This window comes from Arcobacter defluvii (assembly GCF_013201725.1).
Lineage (GTDB): Bacteria > Campylobacterota > Campylobacteria > Campylobacterales > Arcobacteraceae > Aliarcobacter > Aliarcobacter defluvii.
In genome coordinates this window covers 1,557,168-1,578,543 of sequence record NZ_CP053835.1, presented here as the reverse complement: position 1 = coordinate 1,578,543, position 21,376 = coordinate 1,557,168, and the positions used below count along the sequence as shown (strand labels likewise).

The window sequence follows — 21,376 nt, the reverse complement described above, 5'->3', positions numbered from 1 at the left end:
ATAATGGGAATGTGTAAAAGTTGTGGTGTAGTTTATAGTGCTTTAATTATGAAAGATGGTTATTGTAAAGATTGTAAACCTGAATTATTTACAGAAGAAGAAAAAATTCAAATAGATAATAACAACATAGATGGAATTTCATACAATGAAGATACAAAAGTTGAAAAAACAAAAGTTAATAAAAGTTTGGTGATAAGTTTATCAATTATTGGAATATCAGTAATTAGTTATTTTATATATAACTTTTTTATAACACCATCAAATAGCACAATAGAAAAACTTGCCAGTTATTATATGCCTTCACATAATTTATATCTTGGTGAAAAATTTAAAATTCTAAATTCTTATGAAGATAAAGGAAAATTAATTTATGTATTAGAAATTTATGGTGGTGTTTGTGAAATGCCAGTAGTTAAAACTTCTCGTGGTTGGATTGCTACAAGTATGAATTGTAATAACTAATAAAAATTTTAATAAATTTAAAATAAAACCGTCCGATTTTTTCTCCAAGGTCTTATATATTATAAAGACCAAGGAGAAAATTATGAAAGGCTACTATTCAAAAAAACTACAAAACAACTCAAAACTCTACGCAGAACTTCAAGAAAACATAAAACTCTATTATCAACATTCAATAGAAAAAGAGCAAAAACAAAAATCTTATTTAGAACATCATAAATTTATAAACTTGTCAAAAAAAGAAACCTTATCAATAAATTATGATTTTGAAAAGAAATATAAGGAATATTCCAAAATTACAGAACAAAGAGCCTTAACCATTCAAGAATTAGCAAAAAGAAAAGAGTTTTGTAGCGTTTTTATAACTTTAACATTACCAAGCAAATATCACCCGTTTAGAAGTGTAGCAACTCAAAAAGGTAGATTATATGTTGAAGATAACAAAGATTTTATTTTTGGTAGTTTAAAAGAAGCTGTAAGCTATGGATATAAAGAACTTAATAATATTTATCAAACCTTTTATAAAAGGGTTAAAAACTATGTTAAAAATGATTTATATTATATAAAAGCCGTTGAAAATCATTCAACAATGATTCCCCACCTCCACCTTGTTTTATATTTTCCATTTGAATATTTAGATAGTGTAAAAGGAGTTTTTAAAAGAGTAGTTGAACATTTTAAATTAGATAGAACTGATTTAGAAGAAGTAGCTTTTAAAGATAATGTTAATTATGCTTCAAAATACCTATTAAAATATATTATTAAAGACCTAAATAATGGGAGTGATATATTTAAAGCAAGGGTTTTAGACGGTTGGAAAAGATTTCATAAAATAAGAGTTTTAACTTCTTCATTATTACCTTTAAATGTTATGGTTTATAAAAAAATTTATAATTCTGTTTCATTTATTGAAAAAAATAAGATTAATTTTAAAAGTGATGATAATATTGTTTCAATGAAAGAAAAAATTGATTTAGAAGTCCAAGAATTAGGGCTTCCAATATATCTTTTCTTTCAAGATAATTTTTCTATTGAAAAAACTGTTGTAAAAAATAGTGATAGAAAAATTACAAGGGTAGGAGAAAAAAGTTCTATATTTAAAGTAAAACTTATAAGTGAAAAAAAAGATAAGTATTACAAAATTAAAACTTTAAGGATTAGTTATAAAAATGAAGAAATTTATACTAAACAAAAATTTATCAAATTACAAAATTAAAAAGGAGAAAACAATTATGACAAGTATTACAATTAATGGAAAAATTATATCAATATTAGAAAAATCTTATGAAAATAAGAAAACAGTATATGCTCAATTTTTAATGGAAAGTGAAAGCAAAGGAATGGAAATATTAAAAGTAAAAATTACTAATGAAAGTGATATTTCAAAACTTGAAAAAGACGCTGTTGTATCAATTCCTGTTTTAATTAGTTCAGTAAATGGGAATTTATATTATTCACAAGCTAATCAAATTAAATTTCATAAAGAGTTAAAATGAAATGCTTCATTTATTCAAGTTATTTAGCCAAGATATAATCAAATTTTGGGCTGTTTTAATTTGGGGTCTATTTTCAATAATCTATATTATTGAAAATGGAGCAGTGCTTAATGCTGAACTTATAGAAAAATACCAATACTATTTTATTATTGGGGCTTCAATTATTCTAATAGAGAGAACAATATACTTTTTAAAGTATCATAGGTTTATATTACTTCCTTATTCTTTATCTTTATACAATAGAGTAGCAGATGAACAAAAAGAGAGCAAAATATTTTTAGATAAATTTAAAAAATATGATAAAAAAACAAATACCTATTATTTTAAAAATAGATTAGCAATTGATAAAAAAATGTATCTTGATTCAAAAGATAAGATAATTCATTTATTAGGATATGAAGATAAAAATGAAGTTGAATTTGAAATTAAAGCCCACAATAAAAAAGAGATAGCTATTAGATTATTTAAACTTCCTAAAAAATTCAATTGGCATATAGAACTATTAAAAGATAAACATTTATATTTAGGTCATTCAAAAAATGGTGCTTATTTTTTACCTTTAACAGATTTAACTTCTTCTATTTGTTGTGGAGAATCAGGAGCAGGAAAATCAAATTTCTTAAATATGCTTATCTTCTCTTTGGTTCATAATTTCAACTACATAGATAAATTAGATTTTATAGACCTTAAAGGCGTAGAATTAAGCCGTTATAAGTTAAATAATACAACTTTTACAGATAAGCTTGAACAAGTTGATAAACTCCTTGAAGAGCTTAAAAATGAAATGAATAAGCGTTTTTCTGAAATGAAAGAAAAAGGGGATTTAATTTATAGTGGAAAATATAGAATTTGCTTAATTGATGAGATTGGAACAATATCAACCCATTATGATAAAAAATTAAAAGAAAATATTTTTAACAATTTAATAGAAATAGGACAAAAAGGTAGAGCTTCCAAAGTTTTATTATTAGTATTTAGTCAAAAGATAGATTCAACAAATATACCTACAAATGTGTTAACCAATTTACAAGGCTCTTTTTTATTAAGAACTTCCAGTCAATTTAACATAAATAATTCTATTGGATTACAAGAGGAAATAGAAGAAATAACAAGAACAAGGGTTGCTGATTTTCCAAAAGGACGCTTAATATATAAAGATGGTTTAACAAGTGAAAAGATATTACTTCAAACTCCTTATTTAAGTCAAGAAATTCAAAATTCTATGATTAAATATTTTAGGTCTTGGATTAACAAATAGTTGGCATAAGGGAAAATGGCTCTGCCATTTTTCTGTTGCCTTTTATCTTATTTAATAAAAAGTATCAGGAATAAAAAAATATAGAAATATTAGTTAAGAGTATAAAAATAAAAGAATGATTATATTTATAATAAATTTGTTGTATCTTTGTTGTATCTTTTAGAAAACTTAAAGTAGTTAAAAAGTGAGTGTAAAGCCTATAAAATGGTTGGTTGCGGAAACAGGATTTGAACCTGTGACCTTCGGGTTATGAGCCCGACGAGCTACCTAGCTGCTCTATTCCGCGATATTATAGTGTTTGTGGATGGGGTAGAAGGATTCGAACCTTCGAATGACGGTACCAAAAACCGTTGCCTTACCACTTGGCGATACCCCAAGCTTTTAAGTGTCCGAATTATAGTTAAATATACTTCTATTGTCAAGTCTTTTTAGATTAAATTTTGGATTTTTTGATATAATAATTTAATAAAAAAATACTTACTAATAAAGAAGAAATATGAATGCAATACAAAGAGTACAAGAAGCTATAAAAGAGATTCAAAAAGGTAATATGGTAATTATGTTAGATGATGAAGATAGAGAAAATGAAGGTGATTTGGTTTATGCTGCACCTTTAAGTACTCCTGAAAAAGTAAACTTCATGGCAACACATGCAAAAGGTTTGATTTGTGTATCTGTTACAAAAGAAACAGCAAATAGACTACAATTAAATCCAATGGTTAGCTCAAATACTTCATCTTATGAAACGGCATTTACAGTTTCAGTAGATGCAGCAGATGCAAGCACCGGCATTAGCGCTAAAGAAAGAGATGATACTATAAAAATATTATCAAATCCTATTTCTAATCCTTTAGAATTAGTTCGACCAGGGCATATTTTCCCATTAATTGCAAAAGATGGAGGAGTCTTAGTTAGGACAGGACATACAGAAGGTAGTATCGATTTATGTAAATTAGCTGGTTTAAATGGTGAAGCTGTTATTTGTGAAATTATGAAAGAAGATGGAACAATGGCAAGACGAGATGATTTAGATATTTTTGCATTAAAACATAATCTAAAACAAATTTATATTTCAGATTTGGTTGAATATAGATTATCTCATGAAAAACTTGTAGAAGAAATTTCTAGTGAGAATAGAAACTTTTTTTCAACAAATGTAATAAGAAAAGAATTTAAAGACCATTTAGGGAATATTCATACAGCAATAATATTTGGTGAAATTAAATCAATAAGCCATATAAAATTTCATACTATTTTACCTGATATAAATTTATTTCTAAATGATGAAAAATTACACTCGATATTAAAAACTATAAACTTTTTACAATCAAAAGGAGGAGTTCTTATTTTTTTAAGTGATGAAATGAAGAAAAAAGAATCACAAAAAGATTATGGAATAGGGGCTCAGATTTTAAATTCTTTAAATATAAAACAAATTAAACTTATGACGAGTGGAGGAAAACACTCTTTTGTTGGATTACAAGGTTTTGGTTTAGAAATAATTGAAGAAATACAAATAGAGTGTTAAAAAAACACTCTATTTAGTACATCCCTGCTACTGATTTTATCAATTCTAAAGTTTTTTGGGGAATAATTAAATTTTCTGATAATTTTTCTTTATTTTCTCTATAATACTTTGATTCCAAAATAGTATTTATTTTATCTTCAAATTTTTGAATAACTGTTTCTTGAGTATCTTTATCTTCAATATCTAAAAATTGTCTTGCTTCTTGATTTTTTACTCTTGTTAGCCGATAGTTAAATAAATAAGCATTATCAAAATCTTCATTAAAAAGATTACAAATCTCTTTGTAGACATCATCAAGTTCTGCCTCATATTTTTTATAAATTATTCCAGCACTATCATTTAATGATTTTGTAAAGCTTTCATAATTAATAAATAAATTTTTAAGAGTTATTTCATCTAAATTATCTTTAGCTATATCAAATTTTTTTGATAAAACATGATTACAACAAAAATAAACAACTTCTTCTTGATTTTTTTTTATATTTTCTAAAAAAACAGTTAATTCCATAGTATTCTCCTATTTTTATATTAAAAAAAAGAGTGGAAAAACCACTCTTTAACTAATAAAATTTTTTATGGGAGAATTATATCTTATAAAACTGGTCCTGCAGCTGTGAAATCATATTCACTTTCTAAAGTTAAGTATTTCTTAAAGTTAGCTATATACATTGAAGCTAATTTCTTTTTAGTTTCATCATAAGAAACTTTATCTTCCCAAGTATTTCTAGGATTTAATACTTCTGTATCAACTCCTTTTAATGTTTTTGGAATAGCTAAGTTAAATACTGATAATGTTTCAAATTCTGAAGTATTAATTGAACCATCTAAAATAGCATTAATACAAGCTCTTGTATTTTTAATACTCATTCTTTTTCCTACACCATATGGACCACCTGTCCATCCAGTATTTACTAAATATACATTAACATTGTGTTTATCTATTTTTTTACCTAAAAGTTCAGCATAAACAGTAGGATTTAAAGGTAAGAATGCTTCTCCAAAACAAGAAGAAAATGTTGCAATTGGTTCTGTAATTCCTCTTTCTGTTCCAGCAACTTTTGCAGTATAACCACTTAAAAAGTAGTACATTGCTTGTTGTTTATCGAGTTTTGCAACAGGAGGTAAAACACCAAATGCATCAGCACATAAGAAAATTATATTTTTTGGATGACCACCTCTCATATCAGGAGTATGATTAAGAATATGGTCTAATGGATAAGAAACTCTTGTGTTTTCAGTTTTTGAACCGTCTGTATAATCAACAACTCCATTTGCATCAGCTACAACATTTTCTAAAATAGCACCTTTTTTAATTGCATTAAAAATTTCAGGTTCACTAGATTTATCAAGATTTATAACTTTTGCATAACAACCACCTTCAAAGTTGAAGATACCTTCATCATCCCAACCATGTTCATCATCACCAATTAAAGCTCTATTAGGATCTGTTGAAAGTGTTGTTTTTCCTGTTCCTGATAATCCAAAAAATAAAGCTGTATCACCATCTTTACCGATATTTGCAGAACAATGCATTGGTAATTTTCCTTCTAGAGGAAGCCAATAATTCATCATTGAAAATACACCTTTTTTCATTTCACCTGCATACCAAGTTCCACCAATAATTGCTGTATTTTCTTCTACATTAAATATTACATAAACTTCCGAATGTAAACCATGACTTGCATATGCCATATCAACAGTTTTACAAGAATTATAAATTGTAAAATCTGGTTTAAAATTATCTAATTCTTCTTGAGTTTGAGGTACAATAAACATATTTTGAATAAAATGTGCTTGCCATGCAACTTCTGTTATAAATCTAACAGATTTTCTTGAATCAAGTGATGAACCACAATAAACATCTGTTACAAAAATATCTTTATTACTTAGTTGTTTTTTTGAATTTTTTAATAAATCTTCATAAACTTCTTTAGAAACTTTGTGGTTAATATCTCCCCATGCAATGTATTTATTTGATGGATCTTGATTTACAAAAAATTTATCTTTAGGACTTCTCCCTGTAAAAATACCAGTATCAATCATTAACGCACCAGTTGAAGATATTTTTGCACCTTCATTTTCAACAGCAAATTGAATCAATGAATCAACATCCAAATTTCTTTTTATAATTCCAACGTTTTCTAAACCTAATGAGTCTTTAATTTCAGACATAATTTAACTTTCCTACTTGTTAATTTTTATTATTTAAATATCGATAAAAGGACACCAGCAGCAACTGCTGAACCAATAACACCAGCTACATTAGGACCCATCGCATGCATTAATAAAATGTTCGATTTGTCATAAAGTTGACCTTCTTTACTAACAACCCTTGCTGCCATTGGCACAGCAGATACTCCAGCTGCTCCAATTAAAGGATTTATCTGACTCTCTTTTGAACTTACTAAATTCATTATTTTAGCCATTATTACACCCATCGCAGTCCCTGCAGAAAATGCTAAAAGACCTATTGCCATAATTCCTAAAGTCTCTGCTACTAAGAATTGCTCTGATGCTAGTTTTGAACCAACACCTAATCCTAAAAATATTGTTACTATATTAATTAATGCGTTTTGCATTGTATCAGAAAGTCTATCAACAACTCCTGATTCTCTTGCAAAATTACCAAAGCATAATGCTCCAATTAATGGTGCAGCATCTGGAAGAATTAATAATGTTAAAGATAATACTACTAATGGAAAAACAATTTTCTCTAACTTAGAAACTTTTCTAAGTGTAGACATTTTTATTTTTCTCTCTTTTTCTGTAGTTAATGCTCTCATAATTGGTGGCTGAATTAGTGGTACTAATGCCATATATGAATATGCTGCAACTGCAATAGCTCCAAGTAATTCAGGTGCTAGTTTTGAAGCAACGAAAATAGATGTTGGTCCATCAGCTCCACCAATGATTGAAATAGCAGCAGCTTGTTCTAATGAAAAGTTAATCCCTGGAACAAATTGAGATAATAAAACTGCACCAACAAGTGATCCAAAGATTCCAAATTGTGCAGCACCACCTAGAAGGGCAGTTTTTGGATTAGCTAATAATGGACCAAAGTCTGTCATAGCTCCAACACCCATAAAGATTAATAATGGGAAAAATTGATTTGTAATACCCATACTATAAATAATTCCTAGCATTCCATCATGTCCTGCCATATTTGCAATTGGTATATTTGCTAATAATCCACCAAATCCAATTGGAATTAATAGTAATGGTTCAAACCCTTTTTTAATTGCTAAATAGAACAATAAGAAACAGATGAAAATCATGATGATTCTTCCATACCCTTGAGCAAAGAATGTCATCTCTTTTCCATGTGAATCTAGTACACCAGCTTGCGGTTCAAACAAAGCTTTAATACCAGTTGTTGCATAAAATGAATCAACTAATTCACTCATCGTTTTTGAATGATAAGGTTGTTTCTCTTCAGTTGGTGTTTCAACACTAGGTGTTGAAGCAAAACTATTTAATGCAAATGCACTAAACAGAAGAAAAAAAGCTATAAGTATATTTTTTCTCATCAAATTATTCCTCATTAACCAATAATGGCTAATGTTTGACCTTCATCAACAGCTTGCGTATTTTCAACTAAAATTTTAGTAATAACTCCAGAAACTGGTGCAGTTATATCTATTTCCATTTTCATAGCTTCAAGAATCATGATTTGTTGATCTTTTTCAACTCTATCACCTTCTTTTACTAAAATTTTCCATACTGCTCCATTTACTGCGGCTGGTACTTCTGTTCCACCATTTGAAGAAACTGGTGCAGGTGCTGAACTTACTGTATTTGAAACAGGAGTTACTTGAATATCTGCATTACCTTCAGCAATTGTTACATTAAACTTTTGACCATCAACTACAACTGTATAGTTTCCATTTGCATTTGCCATTTTATTCTCTCCTAATTTACAATCTTTATTATCTTCACAAACTGAATCAATTTTTCTTACATTTAAAGGTGATTCACCTTTTAAGAATGCAATTCCTTTTTCATCACAAGCAGCAGCAATAAAGATATTTTCTTCAGTTGCTTCAATTCCTTCAATTTCTAATCTTTGTTTCCAAACAGAGATTTTTTTCTTTTCATCTCTATCTGCTATATCTAAAGGATTTTCTTTTGTTGGTTCAAGTTTTAGTTTTTCAGCTGCAAGTTTTACAACTTCTGCATCTGGCTCAACTGGTGTTTTACCAAAGTAACCTAAAACCATTTTTCCATATCCAGGAGCAATTTGTTTCCAGGGACCAAACATTACATTTGCGTATGCTTGTTGCCAATAAAACTGAGAAACAGGAGTTACAGATGTTCCATATCCACCTTTTTCAACAACTTCTCTCATAGCTTTAATAACTTCTGAGAATTTATCTAAAGTACCATTATCTCTCATCATTTGAGTATTTGCAGTTAATGCACCACCTGGCATTGGAGAGAATGGGATTAAAGGAGAAACTTGAGTAGCTTCAGGAGGAATAAAGTAGTCTTTTAAGCAATTAGCCAATACATCTTGGTATTTTAGAATTTTATCAATTTCTAAACCACCTAAATCATAATTCTTGCCTTTTACTGCATGAAGCATTGTAAGAATATCAGGTTGGCTTGTTCCCCCACTTACTGGACTTGCAGCTAAATCAATACCATCAGCTCCAGCTTCAAGTGCTGCAAGATAACAGGCAACTGAAACACCTGCTGTTTCATGAGTATGAAGTCTAATATGAGTATCATTACCCACTAATCTTCTTGCCATTTGGATTGTTTCATAAATTTTTTGAGGTGAGCTTGTCCCTGATGCATCTTTAAAGCATAAAGAATCAAATGGCAAGCCACTATCTAGAATTTGTCTTAAAGTTTTTTCATAAAAAGCTACATCATGAGCACCAGTACAACCTGGAGGTAAATCCATAAGTGTAACAACTACTTCATGATTTAATCCATATTTTTTAATACATTCAGCACTATATTCAAGGTTTTGAACATCATTTAATGCATCAAAGTTTCTGATTGTTGTTGTTCCATGTTTTGCGAACATTTTTGCATGTAAGTCGATTAATTCTCTAGAACCAGTATCTAGCATTACTGTGTTGATACCTCTTGCTAAAGTTTGTAAGTTTGCATCTGGTCCAACGATTTCTCTAAATTTATCCATCATTTCAAATGCGTTTTCTTGTAGATAGAAGAATAAAGATTGGAACCTTGCTCCTCCACCAAACTCAAAGTGAGTTATACCTGCTTCTTTTGCAGCTTCTACAGCCGGAAAGAAATCATTCATTAGGACTCTTCCTCCAAAGACAGATTGAAATCCATCTCTAAAAGTTGTATCCATGATATCTATATATTTTTTAGACATATATTTTAACCCTTTAGATTTTTATGATGTTGTACAGCTGCTACTATTGCAGCTATTTTTGCAGTCTCTGTATTTGTACTATTTTTTATTGGTGTTGTATTTACAACTTTCTTCTCTTCTTGTGGAAAAAATCTTGTTAATATTATCCCTTGTGCTTTTAGTACTAATATCATGATTATTAGGAATGCAAATACTACTCCCATCCCTAAAAACATAAACTTTACTGATTCTGCGATTAAGTTTACTTCCATATTACTCTCCATGGTTACCACTTGTTAATATCAACGTAATAATATATAAAAGTTGCTTTAGTAATATTTAGATTTTTAATAGATTTTTATTAAATTTGTAAATTTTATTTTATTTTTATATTTATAAAATTTTTTCACCAAATTCATATATTAAAGTATCAATCTTTTTTAGAATTTTTATAACATTATTCTTAGTTTTACTTATTTTTCTTGCCATAATTTATCCTTATTAATTAAATATTGCAAATTTTATATTAAAATAAAAAAATACTTGAAAAATATTTCATTTTGTAATATAATTTGAAATATATAGTTAAAAGGAGTTATTAATGTTGATAGTAGATGAAATTATTGAAAAATTAAAAGATATTATCAGTGCAGATGGTAAAAATGGAAAAGTGTTTGACAAAGATGTGGCAGAATCTCTTGACTTAAGCCAAGCAAATTTCGCAACTATGAAAAATAGAGGGAAGATACCGTTTTCAAATATTTTAAATTTTTGTGCTAAAAAGAAAATCTCAATTAATTGGCTTTTATATAATCAAAATCCTGGTTCATTGGTTGATACAACTGATAAATATTGGATTAAATATTATCCAGCTGTTGCTGTTAGTGCAGGAGGTGGAGCTTACGAAGCAGAAGATAATTATGAATCATTGGAATTACCTACATATTTTGTAAATATGTTAGGAGGGAAAGAAAATCTTAAAAATGTTGATGCCATAAATGTAGTAGGGGATTCAATGGAACCAACATTAAATAGTGATAATATTATATTTATTGATAAAACAAAAAAAGATGTTTCAAGAGATGGAATATATGCTTTTACGACTACTCATGGATTGTTTGTAAAAAGAATTCAAAGACGAGTTGATGGAAAGCTTGATATTATATCTGACAATAAAGATTATCCTTCTCAAATTTTAAATAAAAATGATTTAGAAATTTTAGGAAAAGTTATCAGTTCTTTTGGTTTAGTATATTAATCTTTTAAAAGAGTGTTGAAAACTTTTCAGATTTTAAAAGATATTCATAAATATCTTTATAATTAAAACCTATTATATAAATTGCATTAAATTTTATTTCTCTTAATATAGGTTTTAATTCTTCTAAATTATTTATAATAATTTGTTCTTCATCTTTTAATAAATCTAATTTAAAAGTTGAAATAAAAATAGTTTTTGCATATTTATATTTTTCTTTTAAATAAAATATTTCATTTTTATATAAATCTTTTTCATTTTGACAAATGATAAATTTATCACTTTTCCCAAATTCTATTAAATTTAGATTTCTGTCAAGAAAAAGAGGTTTTATATGATAAAATGATTTTAATTTTGAAAAATCAATATTTTGTTCAAAAAAATTAAAAACTTTAATAAAATTTTTTAGATATAAACTAGAAATTTTGAGTCTCGAAAAATATATGTTTTTATAAGAAAAAGAGGTTTCAAATAAAGAGTGTTCAATCAGATTATCAATTTTATCTAAAGTTTTATTTTCATCAAAATGGTTATTATTTGGATAAATTTTATCTAAAATTAATTTATCTGAAGAAATTATGATATCATTATCTTCTATATCATCAATATATCTGAAAAAATTTTCCAATTTATTTGGAACTAATTTTATATTTTCACCAAAATTATTAGAATAAATTTTTAACAAATCATAAGTTGCTTTTTCACAAGAATAAGCTTCCAAATTTTTAACTGCAAGTTTAAATCTAATTAATTTTATAATACTTAAATCTATATTTTTTACCTTTATCCATGCTATTTCATTATCTAAAATAGGATGATATTCTTCAATAATTATGGCAAATGCACCATTTTTTATAGCAAATTCAATTTCGTTCAAATTTTTGGTGATAAATAAATCACCTTCTTTAACTTTATTTACGTTTGTTTTGATTGAATATATAAAAGAGATTGATGGAGAGTTTAATAAACTTCCATCAACAATGTCTAAAATAGCTGATATTTGCACTAGCTAATTTTTGTTCCAGATTTTTTAGGAGCTTCTGGTCTTAATAATGATAAACCATTTTCATCTTTAGCAGCCATTAACATACCTTCACTAATCATTCCCATAAGTTTTGCAGGTTTTAAGTTTGCAACAACACATGCTTGAGTTCCTACTAATTCTTCAGCTTTATAATATTCTTTAATACCTGCAAGAATTTGTCTATTTCTTCCTTCTCCTAAATCTACTTGTAATTTTAGAAGTTTTGCAGATTTTGGAACTTCAACTGCCTCAACAATTGTTCCAATTTTTAAAGTAGTTTGAAAAAATTGGTCTATAGTGATTAAATTATCATCTTCTTCTTTTTTTTCTTCAACTTTTGCAACTTTTTTTATTTCACATTCAGCTTTTGTTTCATCTGATACAGGAGGTTGTTCTAAAAGAATTTCTTCAATTCTTGGGAATAGTTGATCAACTTTTGTTATAACTGTATCAGCTAATAATTCTTGATTTTTTATTAGTTTATTAAAAGTTTCAGTGTTAATATTCATACCTAAAGATTGTGCAATTAATTTTATTTTTTCAGGCATTACAGAATCTAAAAGTAGGGCAACTTTAGCCATAATGTTTGTGATTAGTGCAACTAAAGCCATAGCTTCAGCAGTTTTTCCATCTTTCATTAAATTCCAAGGTTCATAATCATTGATTGCTTTATTTGCAATTGTTAAAACTTTCCAAATTTCTTCAAGATATTTGTTTATTTGCATATTAAATAAGTAGTTTTCAACACTTCCTAAAATAGAATGAACTTCTTCAAGTTCTTTTGCATGGAATTTTATAACATCAACTGAACTAACTTTATAATCAAAATATTTTCCACTCATTCCAGAAATTCTATTTAATAAGTTTCCTAAATCATTTCCTAAATCAGAGTTAATTCTATCTATTAATGCTTTTTGTGAAAAATCTCCATCTTGCCCAAATGGAACTTCTCTTAACATAAAATATCTAAACGCATCAAGTCCATAAGCATCAGCTACTTCTTTAGGATTTACAACATTACCTTTTGATTTAGACATTTTTTCACCATCTCTTGTCCACCAACCATGAGCTGCAATATGTTTTGGAAGAGATAATTCTAAAGACATTAAAAATGCTGGCCAATAAATAGCATGGAATCTTAAAATATCTTTTCCTACAAGTTGAACATTTGCAGGCCAGAAATCCATATTTTTATTGTCAGTTCCATATCCTAAAGCTGTGATATAGTTCATTAATGCATCTAACCAAACATACATAACATGTTTTGGTTCATTCATTGATTCAGGTAGTTTTACTCCCCAATCAAAAGAAGTTCTTGAAATTGATAAATCTTTTAATCCACCTTTTACAAAGTTTACTATTTCATTTTTTTTGCTTCTAGGTAAAATACAATCTTCATTTTCTTCATACCATTTAAGAAGTTTTTCTTCATATTTTGATAATTTAAAGAAATAACTCTCTTCTTTTACTATTGAAGTTGGTCTTCCACAATCAGGACAGAATTGCTCATCTACTAATTGTTTTTCAGTAAAAAATGTCTCACAAGATACACAGTAAAAACCTTCATATTCACCTTTGTAAATATCCCCTTTATTAAACATTGTTTCAAATGCTTTTTGAACACCAGCTTTATGTTCAAGATCTGTTGTTCTAATAAATTTATCATATGTTATATCAAAATCATCCCATAATGTTTTAAATTTACCAGATATTTCATCTGCATACTCTTTTGGAGTTTTACCTCTAGCTTCTGCACTTTGTGCTATTTTTTGACCATGTTCATCAGTTCCTGTTAGAAAAAATGTCTCATTACCCATAAGTCTTGAATATCTAGCTAACATATCAGCGATAATTGTCGTATATGCATGACCAATGTGCGCTACATCATTTACATAATAAATTGGTGTTGTTATATAAACATTTTTACAAGATTCTTGCATTCTTACCTCTTTTTTTAAAATTCAAATCCACCGCCAGAACCTTTATTCATCGATTCATAAACAGCAATAACATATCTTTTTCTTAATTCACATTCAAAAAATTGACTACAAGGAGTACAAGATTTTAAACTATTTGATTCTTGACAATTTTTTAATTCAACTAGCATTTTATCTAGTTTTAAATCCCATTCGTCAATTATAATTTCTTCGTGATCAGACATTTTTACTATAAACTTCTAAAACTCTTTTTATTTCAGTATTTGAACCAAAAAAACATGGAGTTGTGTCATGAATATGTGAAGTTTGCACTTCTAAAACTCTTTTAAATCCATCTACAGCTTGCCCACCAGCTTTTTCATAAGCTAATGCAAATGGGAAAACTTCAAATAATTGTCTTAATTTCCCTTTGGGTCTATCACTTGTTCCTGGATATGAGAATAATCCTCCACCTTTTAGTAATATTTGATGAAGATCTGGAACCATACCCCCAGAATATCTTAATCTATAACCATCATTGAAAATATCATCAATTAATTGTTTATGAAATGGTGCCCAACAGTTTTGAGTAGATCCAGGAGCATTTAATTTACCTTTTTCATTTAGTTTAATATTTTGAATAAATTTAAATTCACCATTTAATAGTCTATACATTTTTACATCAGTTGTAGTTACAACCATTTCAACTCTTGGACCAAATACAACATAAACAGAAGCAACTATATTTTTTGCATTAAATTCATTTTCATAAATACCAAAAATTGAACCAACTGAAAGATTTACGTCAACTAAAGATGAACCATCAAGTGGATCATAAGCAATTAAATACTTACCATTTTCATGTAAATTAACTATTGCTTCTTGCTCTTCACTAACTATTGCTTTAATACTTGGAATTTTTTTGAAAATATCTTCAATAATCTCATCACTTTCAATATCAAGTTTTAATTGAGTATCACCAGTTGAATTTTCAGATTCACTTTTCCCTGTATCACCAGTTTCAATTAAATATTTTATTTTTATAGCTGATTCTTCAATTGCTTTAATTATTTCTTGCATTTTTACACTCTTTTTGCATTTTTATTTATCCAAGAGATTAAATCTTCTGGATTATTTAAATCTAATTTTTCAATATTGTTTGGAATATCATTTTCATCAATAGTTTCATCACATGCAATTGCATCAGTAACATTAAAATAACTCTCATCTAATCTATCTCTAAAAATTGAAATTCTAGGAAGTTCTAAAGTTTTTAATCCTTCAACTAATAAATAATCAAAATCTTCAAAAAGTTCTATTAATTCATCAATTGTAGATGTAGATTTTTTAAATAAAGTTGTTTTATTTGGACTAATAACAGCAACATCAGCACCTGTTTGAGAAAATTTAAAGGAATCTTTTCCTTCTCTATCAAACATTGCTTTATCTTTTGGATCGTGTTTTACAATACATACTTTAAAACCCTGATCTTGAAGGATACTTGCAACTTTTACAATGGCTGTTGTTTTACCACTATTTGATGGTCCTGAAAAGGCTACTACTAATCTTTTTTTATTCATAAGTCGGATTTTATCTAAATGATTGTTAAATTAAATTTAGTTACTCTTTAACAATTTGTACTTTTTTAAAATCAGGATAAACAAAAGCACTAAAAGGTACAAATAACAAGAGCGTTATCCAAAATAATTTGTTGCTTCTTTTTTTAAATGTATCTTTCATTATAGAAATAAATGAATATAACCAAATGATTATATAATTTAACGCGAAAATAATAATAAATAATAATATTTCAAAATATAATGCAACAGCTAATAATAAAGAATTTAAAATAATTTGAATAAATAAAATTTTGGGTTTATATTTTTCTTTTACTTCTATATATCCAGAATTTATTATATTTGAATAAGTAACTTCGGGAGATTTTTTTCTTAAACTGCTTCTTAACTTGCCATTTAACTTAATTTTTTTATTTATAATTTTATTCATTTTCAATTCTTTTATTTTATACTTAAAATTATTATTTATGTTTATGATAACATTTTTTATTAAATTTTTTCTTTAAAATAATAAAAATATTTTTTAAAGCCTTTCTACAGTAAAATGTGAACAATTAAAGTTTGGAGAAGTTATGTATAAGATGTTATTTCTTTTATTTATTTCACTTTTTTTTATTTCATGTGGTCCTAAAAATAGTGCATTTAGATATTTTGAAAAAAAAGATATAGAAACAAGAGGAGTTCAGTTTACAAAAAAAACTGATTTATTAAAAGATGAAGAAGTATCTGTTATTTTTATGGCAACTTATTTAAATAAAGTTGATAAAAAACTATCTGATACAAAAAATGAAATATTTTTAGTATTTACATATTTTTCAAATGCTGAAACACAAAGTATAAAAGATAATAGTTATAAATTTTTATTAAATGGTAAAGAACCTATTTTTATAGAGAAAGTTGAAAAAGAAAATGAAAACTTTAAAGATTTAATGCTAAAAAACAATTGGGGTAATTATTATTTAGTAAAATTTGATTTAATAGATGGAAATAATTTAAAATTGGTATTGACTAATGAAAAATCTAGTAAGGGGATACTAGACTTTCAAAAATAGTAGATAGTGAAATTTTATTTTCACTATTTAAATAATTATTATAAATATAATAATTAGCTAAAACTTTTTTTCCATATTCTCTTGTCTCATTAAATGAAATCATTTCCATACTTAAAAATGGCTCAAATTTGCCTTTTTCTTTAAAAAGTCCTTTTTTTAATTGGCTTCTTGTATAACCAGCTCCACCATTATAAGCATAAGCAATAAATAAAGGATTATTGTCAAATTGTTTCATTAAAGTATCTAAATGAAAGCTTCCATATTGAATATTTTTATTTGGAATAAATTGTTCATAGATATTATAATTTTCATTTAATTTTTTTGAAATATCAAGTGATAAAAAAGGCATAATCTGCATTACTCCTTGAGCTGAAGAAAAAGATATAGAAGATGGAATGAAATGGCTCTCTTGTCTTGCTATTGAATAAATCATAACTTGTTTATATACATCATAATTTTTTATAATATTTCTAAATGGAGTTATATAATATTGAGTTTTATATTTATTATATCTTTCTAAAACAAAAGTTAAATGGGGGAGGGTATCTTCATCTGTGAAAATATCATAATATTTTTGTAGTTTAGTATCATCTAAATTTTTTTTAGTATCTTCAACTACTTCCATCCATTTAAAAGCATCATAAATATCAAAAGAACTTTTTGTATTTTTTAAATCAACAGTATAGATTAAGTTATCTGGTTTTATATCTAATAATTCTTTTGCGTATAAAGTATAAATATTATTATCCCAACTTTTTGATAATTCTTGTAAAAAAGAGTTGTTTTGTGTTACTAAATATAACCAGAATAAAGCTTTGTCTTTATCAATTCTTAAGTATGCTTTATTAAATGAATTAAAAAAGAAGTTATATGCAATTTTTGCATCATTATTGTTTACTGCATTAATTCCAAGTAAAAAATTTGTACTTGATGTCAAACTCTTATCATCTTTTAAAATAAAAAGTGATTTTTGAAGATTATTAAGATTTTTATCATAAACAACATATCTTAAAAATCTTTCAAAATCTTTTTCTTTAGATAATTTATTTATTAACTCAGGAGGTAACTTTTTATTTAAAACTTTTATTCTAAAATTACTACCTAAGTCAAAAAAGAATCTTGAAAATCTTTTTATATCACTATTTATTAAATTAGTGTAAATATCATCTGATGCGATAATTTTTAAATCATATTTTAAAGTAGGATAAGGGTCAAGTTTATTAATAAAAAATTCTAAATCTTTTTTAGATAATTGTAAAGCTTCTTTCAAAGATAAACCAAGTGCTATACACTTTGAATCTTCATCTTTTAGTTCTTCTATAGTTGCTCTATAACATTTTAAATCTATTGGAGCTGTTTTTTTATATTTATCATTAAAAACTTTTTTTAGTGTAGCATTTGTTCCATTGCCCATTTCATAAGCAATTTTCGCATTTTCAAAAGATAAATTGTCTTGATTTAGATATTGTAAAATAAAAAAATCTTTTGCATAAGATTTAGGTTTTTGTTCAAGCCAATCTAAAGTAACTTTAAAATCTTTTTGTAAGAAATCCGTAGTGCTAATTTCATTAGCACTAATAGATAAATTTAATAATATAGTAGCAGTTAAGCTAAAAAGTTGTTTTTTCATAATTATGTATTAAAAAGCTAAACTTTTTAAAAATGTCTCTAAAAAAATTAATGCAAAAATTAAAATAAGTGGAGCTAAATCCATTCCACCAACTACAGTTGGGATATATCTTCTTACAAATGCATAAGCAGGTTCTGTTAATCTATAAAGCATTTGAACAATTGGATTATAAGGATCTGGTCGTATCCAACTTAAGATAGCTGAAATAATGATAATCCATTTATATAAAAATATAATAGTTAAAACTACTGTAAAAATAGAGTTTAATAAGGCATCAATCATTTTATGATTTCTCCTAAATAATTTTTAACTAAAGGATAAATATCCGAAATATTTGGACCATTATCAACACCTGTTAAAATATATCTTAATGGTTTAAATAGATTTTTACCTTTTAATCCTGTTTGTTCCATCACATATTTTTTTAACTCTTCATAGTCTTCAAAAAATGGTGCTTTTTGTAAACACTCTTTTAATTTTGAAAATTCTTCTTCAAAACCTTCACAAGAGTTTTTAGGTGTAAAAATAGGTTCAATTTTTTCTTTTATCTCTTTTATTGTACTAGCTTCTTCTAAGAAAATTTTTCCTAGTTTTCCTATATCTGCATCAGCAAAACCTAAAATTTTTGATAATCTCATTTCATCAAGTAGTTCAATATGTTTTCTATTAATAAATCTTAATTTATCAATATCAAATTTTGCAGAACTTTTTGATACATTTTCAATTTTAAACCATTCTATTGCTTCTTCTAGTGTAAAAATCTCAGTTGGAGTTTTATTCCCCATTAAAACTAAATAATTAGCAATTGCACTTGGTAAAAAACCTTGTTCAATTAACCATTTAACGCTACTTGCATCATCTCTTTTACTCATTTTTTTACCAGTTTGAGCATTTAAAATAATTGGTAAATGAACATATTTTATCTCTTTTTCATATCCTAAAGAGTTTCTTACATGAATTTGTTTTGGAGTATTTGAAACATGGTCTTCACCACGAATTACAACAGAAATATCCATTAACATATCATCAACAGCACAAGCATAGTTGTATGTTGGAGTTTTATCTTGTCTTAAAATAATGAATGAATCAATATCAAATGGTGCATAATCAAAATCACCTTTTAAAAGGTCTGTAAATTTGATATTGTGCTCTGGTTTTTTAATTCTTACTGTAAAAGGAGCATTTGTATTTAAAACTGTTTCATCAGATAAATTTTCACAAAAACCATCATATCTGAAAGGTTTTCCTTCTTTTTTTGCTTCTTCTCTTAGTTCATCAAGCTTATCATCACTACAAAAACATGCAAATGCCTTTTTTTGAGTCATTAGTTGTAAAGCCATTTTTTGATGATATTTTAAATTTGCACTTTGATAAAAAAGTGATTTATATTCAATAGAAAAAAGACCTAATATTTCTAAAATTTCTTTATCTTTACCTTCTATATTTCGCTCAAGGTCTGTATCTTCAATTCTAATAATTAAATCTTCATTTAATTGTTTTGATACAATATAATTAAAAATAGCAACTCTAAGGTTACCAATATGCATATCTCCTGTTGGACTTGGGGCAAATCTTAACAAAATTATTTCCTTACAATTGAAAATGTTAAATTATTTATCTCATTATGAGATTTTATATATTTATTTAAATCAGCTAGCTCTAAAGTTTGAATTTTTTCTAGCTCTTTTTTTGAATAATCAGGCTCTAAACCTCTATAATATAAAGTAAAAGCTCTATTTAATCTTTGAGATAAAGTTTCACTTCTTAGTGGTTCACTTCCTGTTAAAAAGTTTTTAGCCGCTTCTAATTCCTCTTTTGTTACACCTTTTTCAACGAAATCAGCAATAATTTGAGAAACTAATTTTTGTGCTTCGTTTGCACTTTCATTTTTAGTTTGTAAATAACCATTAAAATATGTGTGCGATTTATTTATAGAGATTGAACCATATGCACTATAGGCTAAACCTCTTTTTACTCTAATTTCTTCCATTAATCTTGAACCAAAACCTGAACCACCTAATATAAATGATGCAACTTTGGCTTTGTAGTTTTCTTCATCTTTAGAATCTACATTAAATGAACTTCCAAAATAAATATAAGCTTGTTCTGTATCTTTTATTAGAGTTTTTTCCTCTTTTTTAGATATAAAATCAACTTTTTTTGCTTCTTGAGTTGTTCCAACTTTTAAAGTTTCTAAAATAGGTTTTATTAAATTTTCAAATTCATTTAAACTAAAATCTCCTCCAGCAACTATAATTAGATTCTCTAAACATAAAGTTTTATCTAAAAAATTTTCTATATCTTTTAATTCTATTTTAGAAATAGACTCTATTGTTCCAGAAGAAGGATTTTGTAAAGCTGTATTTTTAAAAAGAATTGATTTTAATTGATTTTGTGCAACATAATCAAAATCATTTTCTTTTCTTTTTAAACTTCCAACTTGAATAGTTTTTAACTTTGTCAATGTATCATCTGTAAAATTTGGTGATTTTAATAAATCATTTAAAAGTAAAATGGCTTTTGATGCTTCTTCTTTTAAACTTGATAATTCCATAACAAATGTTTCAAACCCATTTGAAGTGTTTAAACTAATTGCATTTTCATCAAGTTCTTGTGCAAATTTTGTTGCACCTAACTCTTTTGTTCCTTCATTTAAAAGCTTTGAAGAAAGATTAGCTAAACCACTTTTATTTTTATCTTGAATATAACCAGAATTTTTAAAAACAAGTTGTAGATTTAGAATTGGTAAACTTTTTTGTTCTTCAAAAATTACTGGTATTTCAACACCTTTTATATTAATATGCTTAATTGTAGCACTCATTAAACTTCCTTGTAAAATTACTAGTATAAAT

The 21,376-nt window shown here is 26.5% G+C and carries 22 protein-coding genes and 2 tRNA genes; 7 read left to right on the top strand and 17 right to left on the bottom strand.

Annotated features, from left to right (window positions below):
- Nucleotides 1-3: 3 nt before the first annotated feature.
- The 4 genes from ADFLV_RS08015 (at nucleotide 4) to ADFLV_RS08000 (ending at nucleotide 3,213) form a co-directional block, all read left to right on the top strand.
- The gene (locus ADFLV_RS08015; protein WP_129010754.1) at nucleotides 4-462 is read left to right on the top strand and encodes a hypothetical protein; all 459 of its coding nucleotides are present in this window, start codon (nucleotides 4-6) and stop codon (nucleotides 460-462) included.
- A gap of 82 nt (nucleotides 463-544) precedes the next feature.
- A complete protein-coding gene (locus ADFLV_RS08010; RefSeq protein ID WP_129010756.1) occupies nucleotides 545-1,675 on the top strand; it encodes a replication endonuclease in 1,131 nt (376 codons plus the stop codon).
- A gap of 16 nt (nucleotides 1,676-1,691) precedes the next feature.
- Entirely contained in the window at nucleotides 1,692-1,955 is a 264-nt protein-coding gene (locus tag ADFLV_RS08005) for a hypothetical protein (RefSeq protein WP_129010758.1), read from the top strand.
- A 1-nt stretch (nucleotide 1,956) separates the two neighbouring features.
- A complete protein-coding gene (locus ADFLV_RS08000) occupies nucleotides 1,957-3,213 on the top strand; it encodes an FtsK/SpoIIIE domain-containing protein (RefSeq protein ID WP_129010759.1) in 1,257 nt (418 codons plus the stop codon).
- A gap of 209 nt (nucleotides 3,214-3,422) precedes the next feature.
- Here ADFLV_RS08000 and ADFLV_RS07995 read toward each other — a convergent pair.
- Both ADFLV_RS07995 and ADFLV_RS07990 read right to left on the bottom strand, forming a co-directional pair.
- Nucleotides 3,423-3,499, bottom strand: a tRNA-Met gene (locus ADFLV_RS07995).
- A gap of 15 nt (nucleotides 3,500-3,514) precedes the next feature.
- Nucleotides 3,515-3,589 (bottom strand) — tRNA-Gln (locus ADFLV_RS07990).
- A gap of 120 nt (nucleotides 3,590-3,709) precedes the next feature.
- Between ADFLV_RS07990 and ADFLV_RS07985 the strand changes: the two genes are divergently transcribed.
- Entirely contained in the window at nucleotides 3,710-4,741 is a 1,032-nt protein-coding gene (locus tag ADFLV_RS07985) for a bifunctional 3,4-dihydroxy-2-butanone 4-phosphate synthase/GTP cyclohydrolase II (RefSeq protein WP_014474265.1), read from the top strand.
- A gap of 13 nt (nucleotides 4,742-4,754) precedes the next feature.
- Here ADFLV_RS07985 and ADFLV_RS07980 read toward each other — a convergent pair whose 3' ends face one another.
- From ADFLV_RS07980 to ADFLV_RS07960, 5 genes are all read right to left on the bottom strand, one after another.
- Nucleotides 4,755-5,249, bottom strand: coding sequence for a hypothetical protein (locus ADFLV_RS07980; RefSeq protein WP_129010761.1), 495 nt, complete (start codon nucleotides 5,247-5,249; stop codon nucleotides 4,755-4,757).
- 83 nt (nucleotides 5,250-5,332) lie between these two features.
- On the bottom strand, nucleotides 5,333-6,913 hold the full coding sequence (gene pckA / locus ADFLV_RS07975; protein WP_014474263.1) for a phosphoenolpyruvate carboxykinase (ATP): 1,581 nt from the start codon (nucleotides 6,911-6,913) through the stop codon (nucleotides 5,333-5,335).
- 29 nt (nucleotides 6,914-6,942) lie between these two features.
- Nucleotides 6,943-8,268, bottom strand: coding sequence for a sodium ion-translocating decarboxylase subunit beta (locus ADFLV_RS07970; protein WP_014473004.1), 1,326 nt, complete (start codon nucleotides 8,266-8,268; stop codon nucleotides 6,943-6,945).
- A gap of 14 nt (nucleotides 8,269-8,282) precedes the next feature.
- Entirely contained in the window at nucleotides 8,283-10,091 is a 1,809-nt protein-coding gene (locus ADFLV_RS07965) for a biotin/lipoyl-containing protein (RefSeq protein WP_172658773.1), read from the bottom strand.
- A gap of 5 nt (nucleotides 10,092-10,096) precedes the next feature.
- Complete coding sequence (locus tag ADFLV_RS07960; protein ID WP_014474262.1) at nucleotides 10,097-10,342, bottom strand: OadG family protein; 246 nt, start codon at nucleotides 10,340-10,342, stop codon at nucleotides 10,097-10,099.
- A 329-nt stretch (nucleotides 10,343-10,671) separates the two neighbouring features.
- Here ADFLV_RS07960 and ADFLV_RS07955 point away from each other — a divergent pair, with 329 nt between their 5' ends.
- Nucleotides 10,672-11,328, top strand: a complete 657-nt coding sequence (locus ADFLV_RS07955; protein WP_014474261.1) for a S24 family peptidase — start codon at nucleotides 10,672-10,674, stop codon at nucleotides 11,326-11,328.
- A gap of 4 nt (nucleotides 11,329-11,332) precedes the next feature.
- Here ADFLV_RS07955 and ADFLV_RS07950 read toward each other — a convergent pair whose 3' ends face one another.
- Genes ADFLV_RS07950 through ADFLV_RS07925 form a run of 6 tightly spaced genes read right to left on the bottom strand, consistent with a single transcriptional unit; the run spans nucleotide 11,333 to nucleotide 16,272 of the window.
- Complete coding sequence (locus ADFLV_RS07950) at nucleotides 11,333-12,331, bottom strand: peptidoglycan synthetase (RefSeq protein ID WP_129011624.1); 999 nt, start codon at nucleotides 12,329-12,331, stop codon at nucleotides 11,333-11,335.
- Nucleotides 12,331-14,289: a methionine--tRNA ligase gene (gene metG, locus ADFLV_RS07945; RefSeq protein WP_129011623.1), complete on the bottom strand. Its 1,959-nt coding sequence runs from the start codon at nucleotides 14,287-14,289 to the stop codon at nucleotides 12,331-12,333. The genes ADFLV_RS07950 and metG overlap by 1 nt, the downstream gene beginning before the upstream one ends.
- 14 nt (nucleotides 14,290-14,303) lie before the next feature.
- Nucleotides 14,304-14,510, bottom strand: a complete 207-nt coding sequence (locus tag ADFLV_RS07940; protein WP_129011622.1) for a hypothetical protein — start codon at nucleotides 14,508-14,510, stop codon at nucleotides 14,304-14,306.
- Complete coding sequence (locus tag ADFLV_RS07935; RefSeq protein ID WP_014474257.1) at nucleotides 14,503-15,345, bottom strand: class 1 fructose-bisphosphatase; 843 nt, start codon at nucleotides 15,343-15,345, stop codon at nucleotides 14,503-14,505. The genes ADFLV_RS07940 and ADFLV_RS07935 overlap by 8 nt, the downstream gene beginning before the upstream one ends.
- 2 nt (nucleotides 15,346-15,347) lie before the next feature.
- Nucleotides 15,348-15,845, bottom strand: a complete 498-nt coding sequence (gene mobB, locus ADFLV_RS07930) for a molybdopterin-guanine dinucleotide biosynthesis protein B (protein ID WP_014474256.1) — start codon at nucleotides 15,843-15,845, stop codon at nucleotides 15,348-15,350.
- Nucleotides 15,846-15,885: 40 nt separating this feature from the next.
- A complete protein-coding gene (locus tag ADFLV_RS07925) occupies nucleotides 15,886-16,272 on the bottom strand; it encodes a PLDc N-terminal domain-containing protein (protein WP_129011621.1) in 387 nt (128 codons plus the stop codon).
- Between the two features lie 142 nt (nucleotides 16,273-16,414).
- Here ADFLV_RS07925 and ADFLV_RS07920 point away from each other — a divergent pair, with 142 nt between their 5' ends.
- On the top strand, nucleotides 16,415-16,894 hold the full coding sequence (locus tag ADFLV_RS07920; protein WP_129011620.1) for a hypothetical protein: 480 nt from the start codon (nucleotides 16,415-16,417) through the stop codon (nucleotides 16,892-16,894).
- Here the strand turns inward: ADFLV_RS07920 and ADFLV_RS07915 are convergent.
- From ADFLV_RS07915 to ADFLV_RS07900, 4 genes are read right to left on the bottom strand one after another with little or no spacing between them, the layout of a single operon-like run.
- Nucleotides 16,863-18,524 carry a lytic transglycosylase domain-containing protein gene (locus ADFLV_RS07915; protein WP_129011619.1) on the bottom strand — a complete coding sequence of 554 codons (1,662 nt, stop codon included), beginning with the start codon at nucleotides 18,522-18,524 and terminating at the stop codon, nucleotides 16,863-16,865. The genes ADFLV_RS07920 and ADFLV_RS07915 overlap by 32 nt on opposite strands.
- Nucleotides 18,525-18,533: 9 nt before the next feature.
- Nucleotides 18,534-18,806 carry a YggT family protein gene (locus ADFLV_RS07910; protein WP_014474252.1) on the bottom strand — a complete coding sequence of 91 codons (273 nt, stop codon included), beginning with the start codon at nucleotides 18,804-18,806 and terminating at the stop codon, nucleotides 18,534-18,536.
- Nucleotides 18,803-20,104: a glutamate--tRNA ligase gene (gltX, locus tag ADFLV_RS07905; RefSeq protein ID WP_014474251.1), complete on the bottom strand. Its 1,302-nt coding sequence runs from the start codon at nucleotides 20,102-20,104 to the stop codon at nucleotides 18,803-18,805. Before gltX ends, ADFLV_RS07910 begins: the two co-directional genes overlap by 4 nt.
- Before the next feature lie 2 nt (nucleotides 20,105-20,106).
- The gene (locus ADFLV_RS07900; RefSeq protein WP_014474250.1) at nucleotides 20,107-21,345 is read right to left on the bottom strand and encodes a M16 family metallopeptidase; all 1,239 of its coding nucleotides are present in this window, start codon (nucleotides 21,343-21,345) and stop codon (nucleotides 20,107-20,109) included.
- Nucleotides 21,346-21,376: the final 31 nt, after the last annotated feature.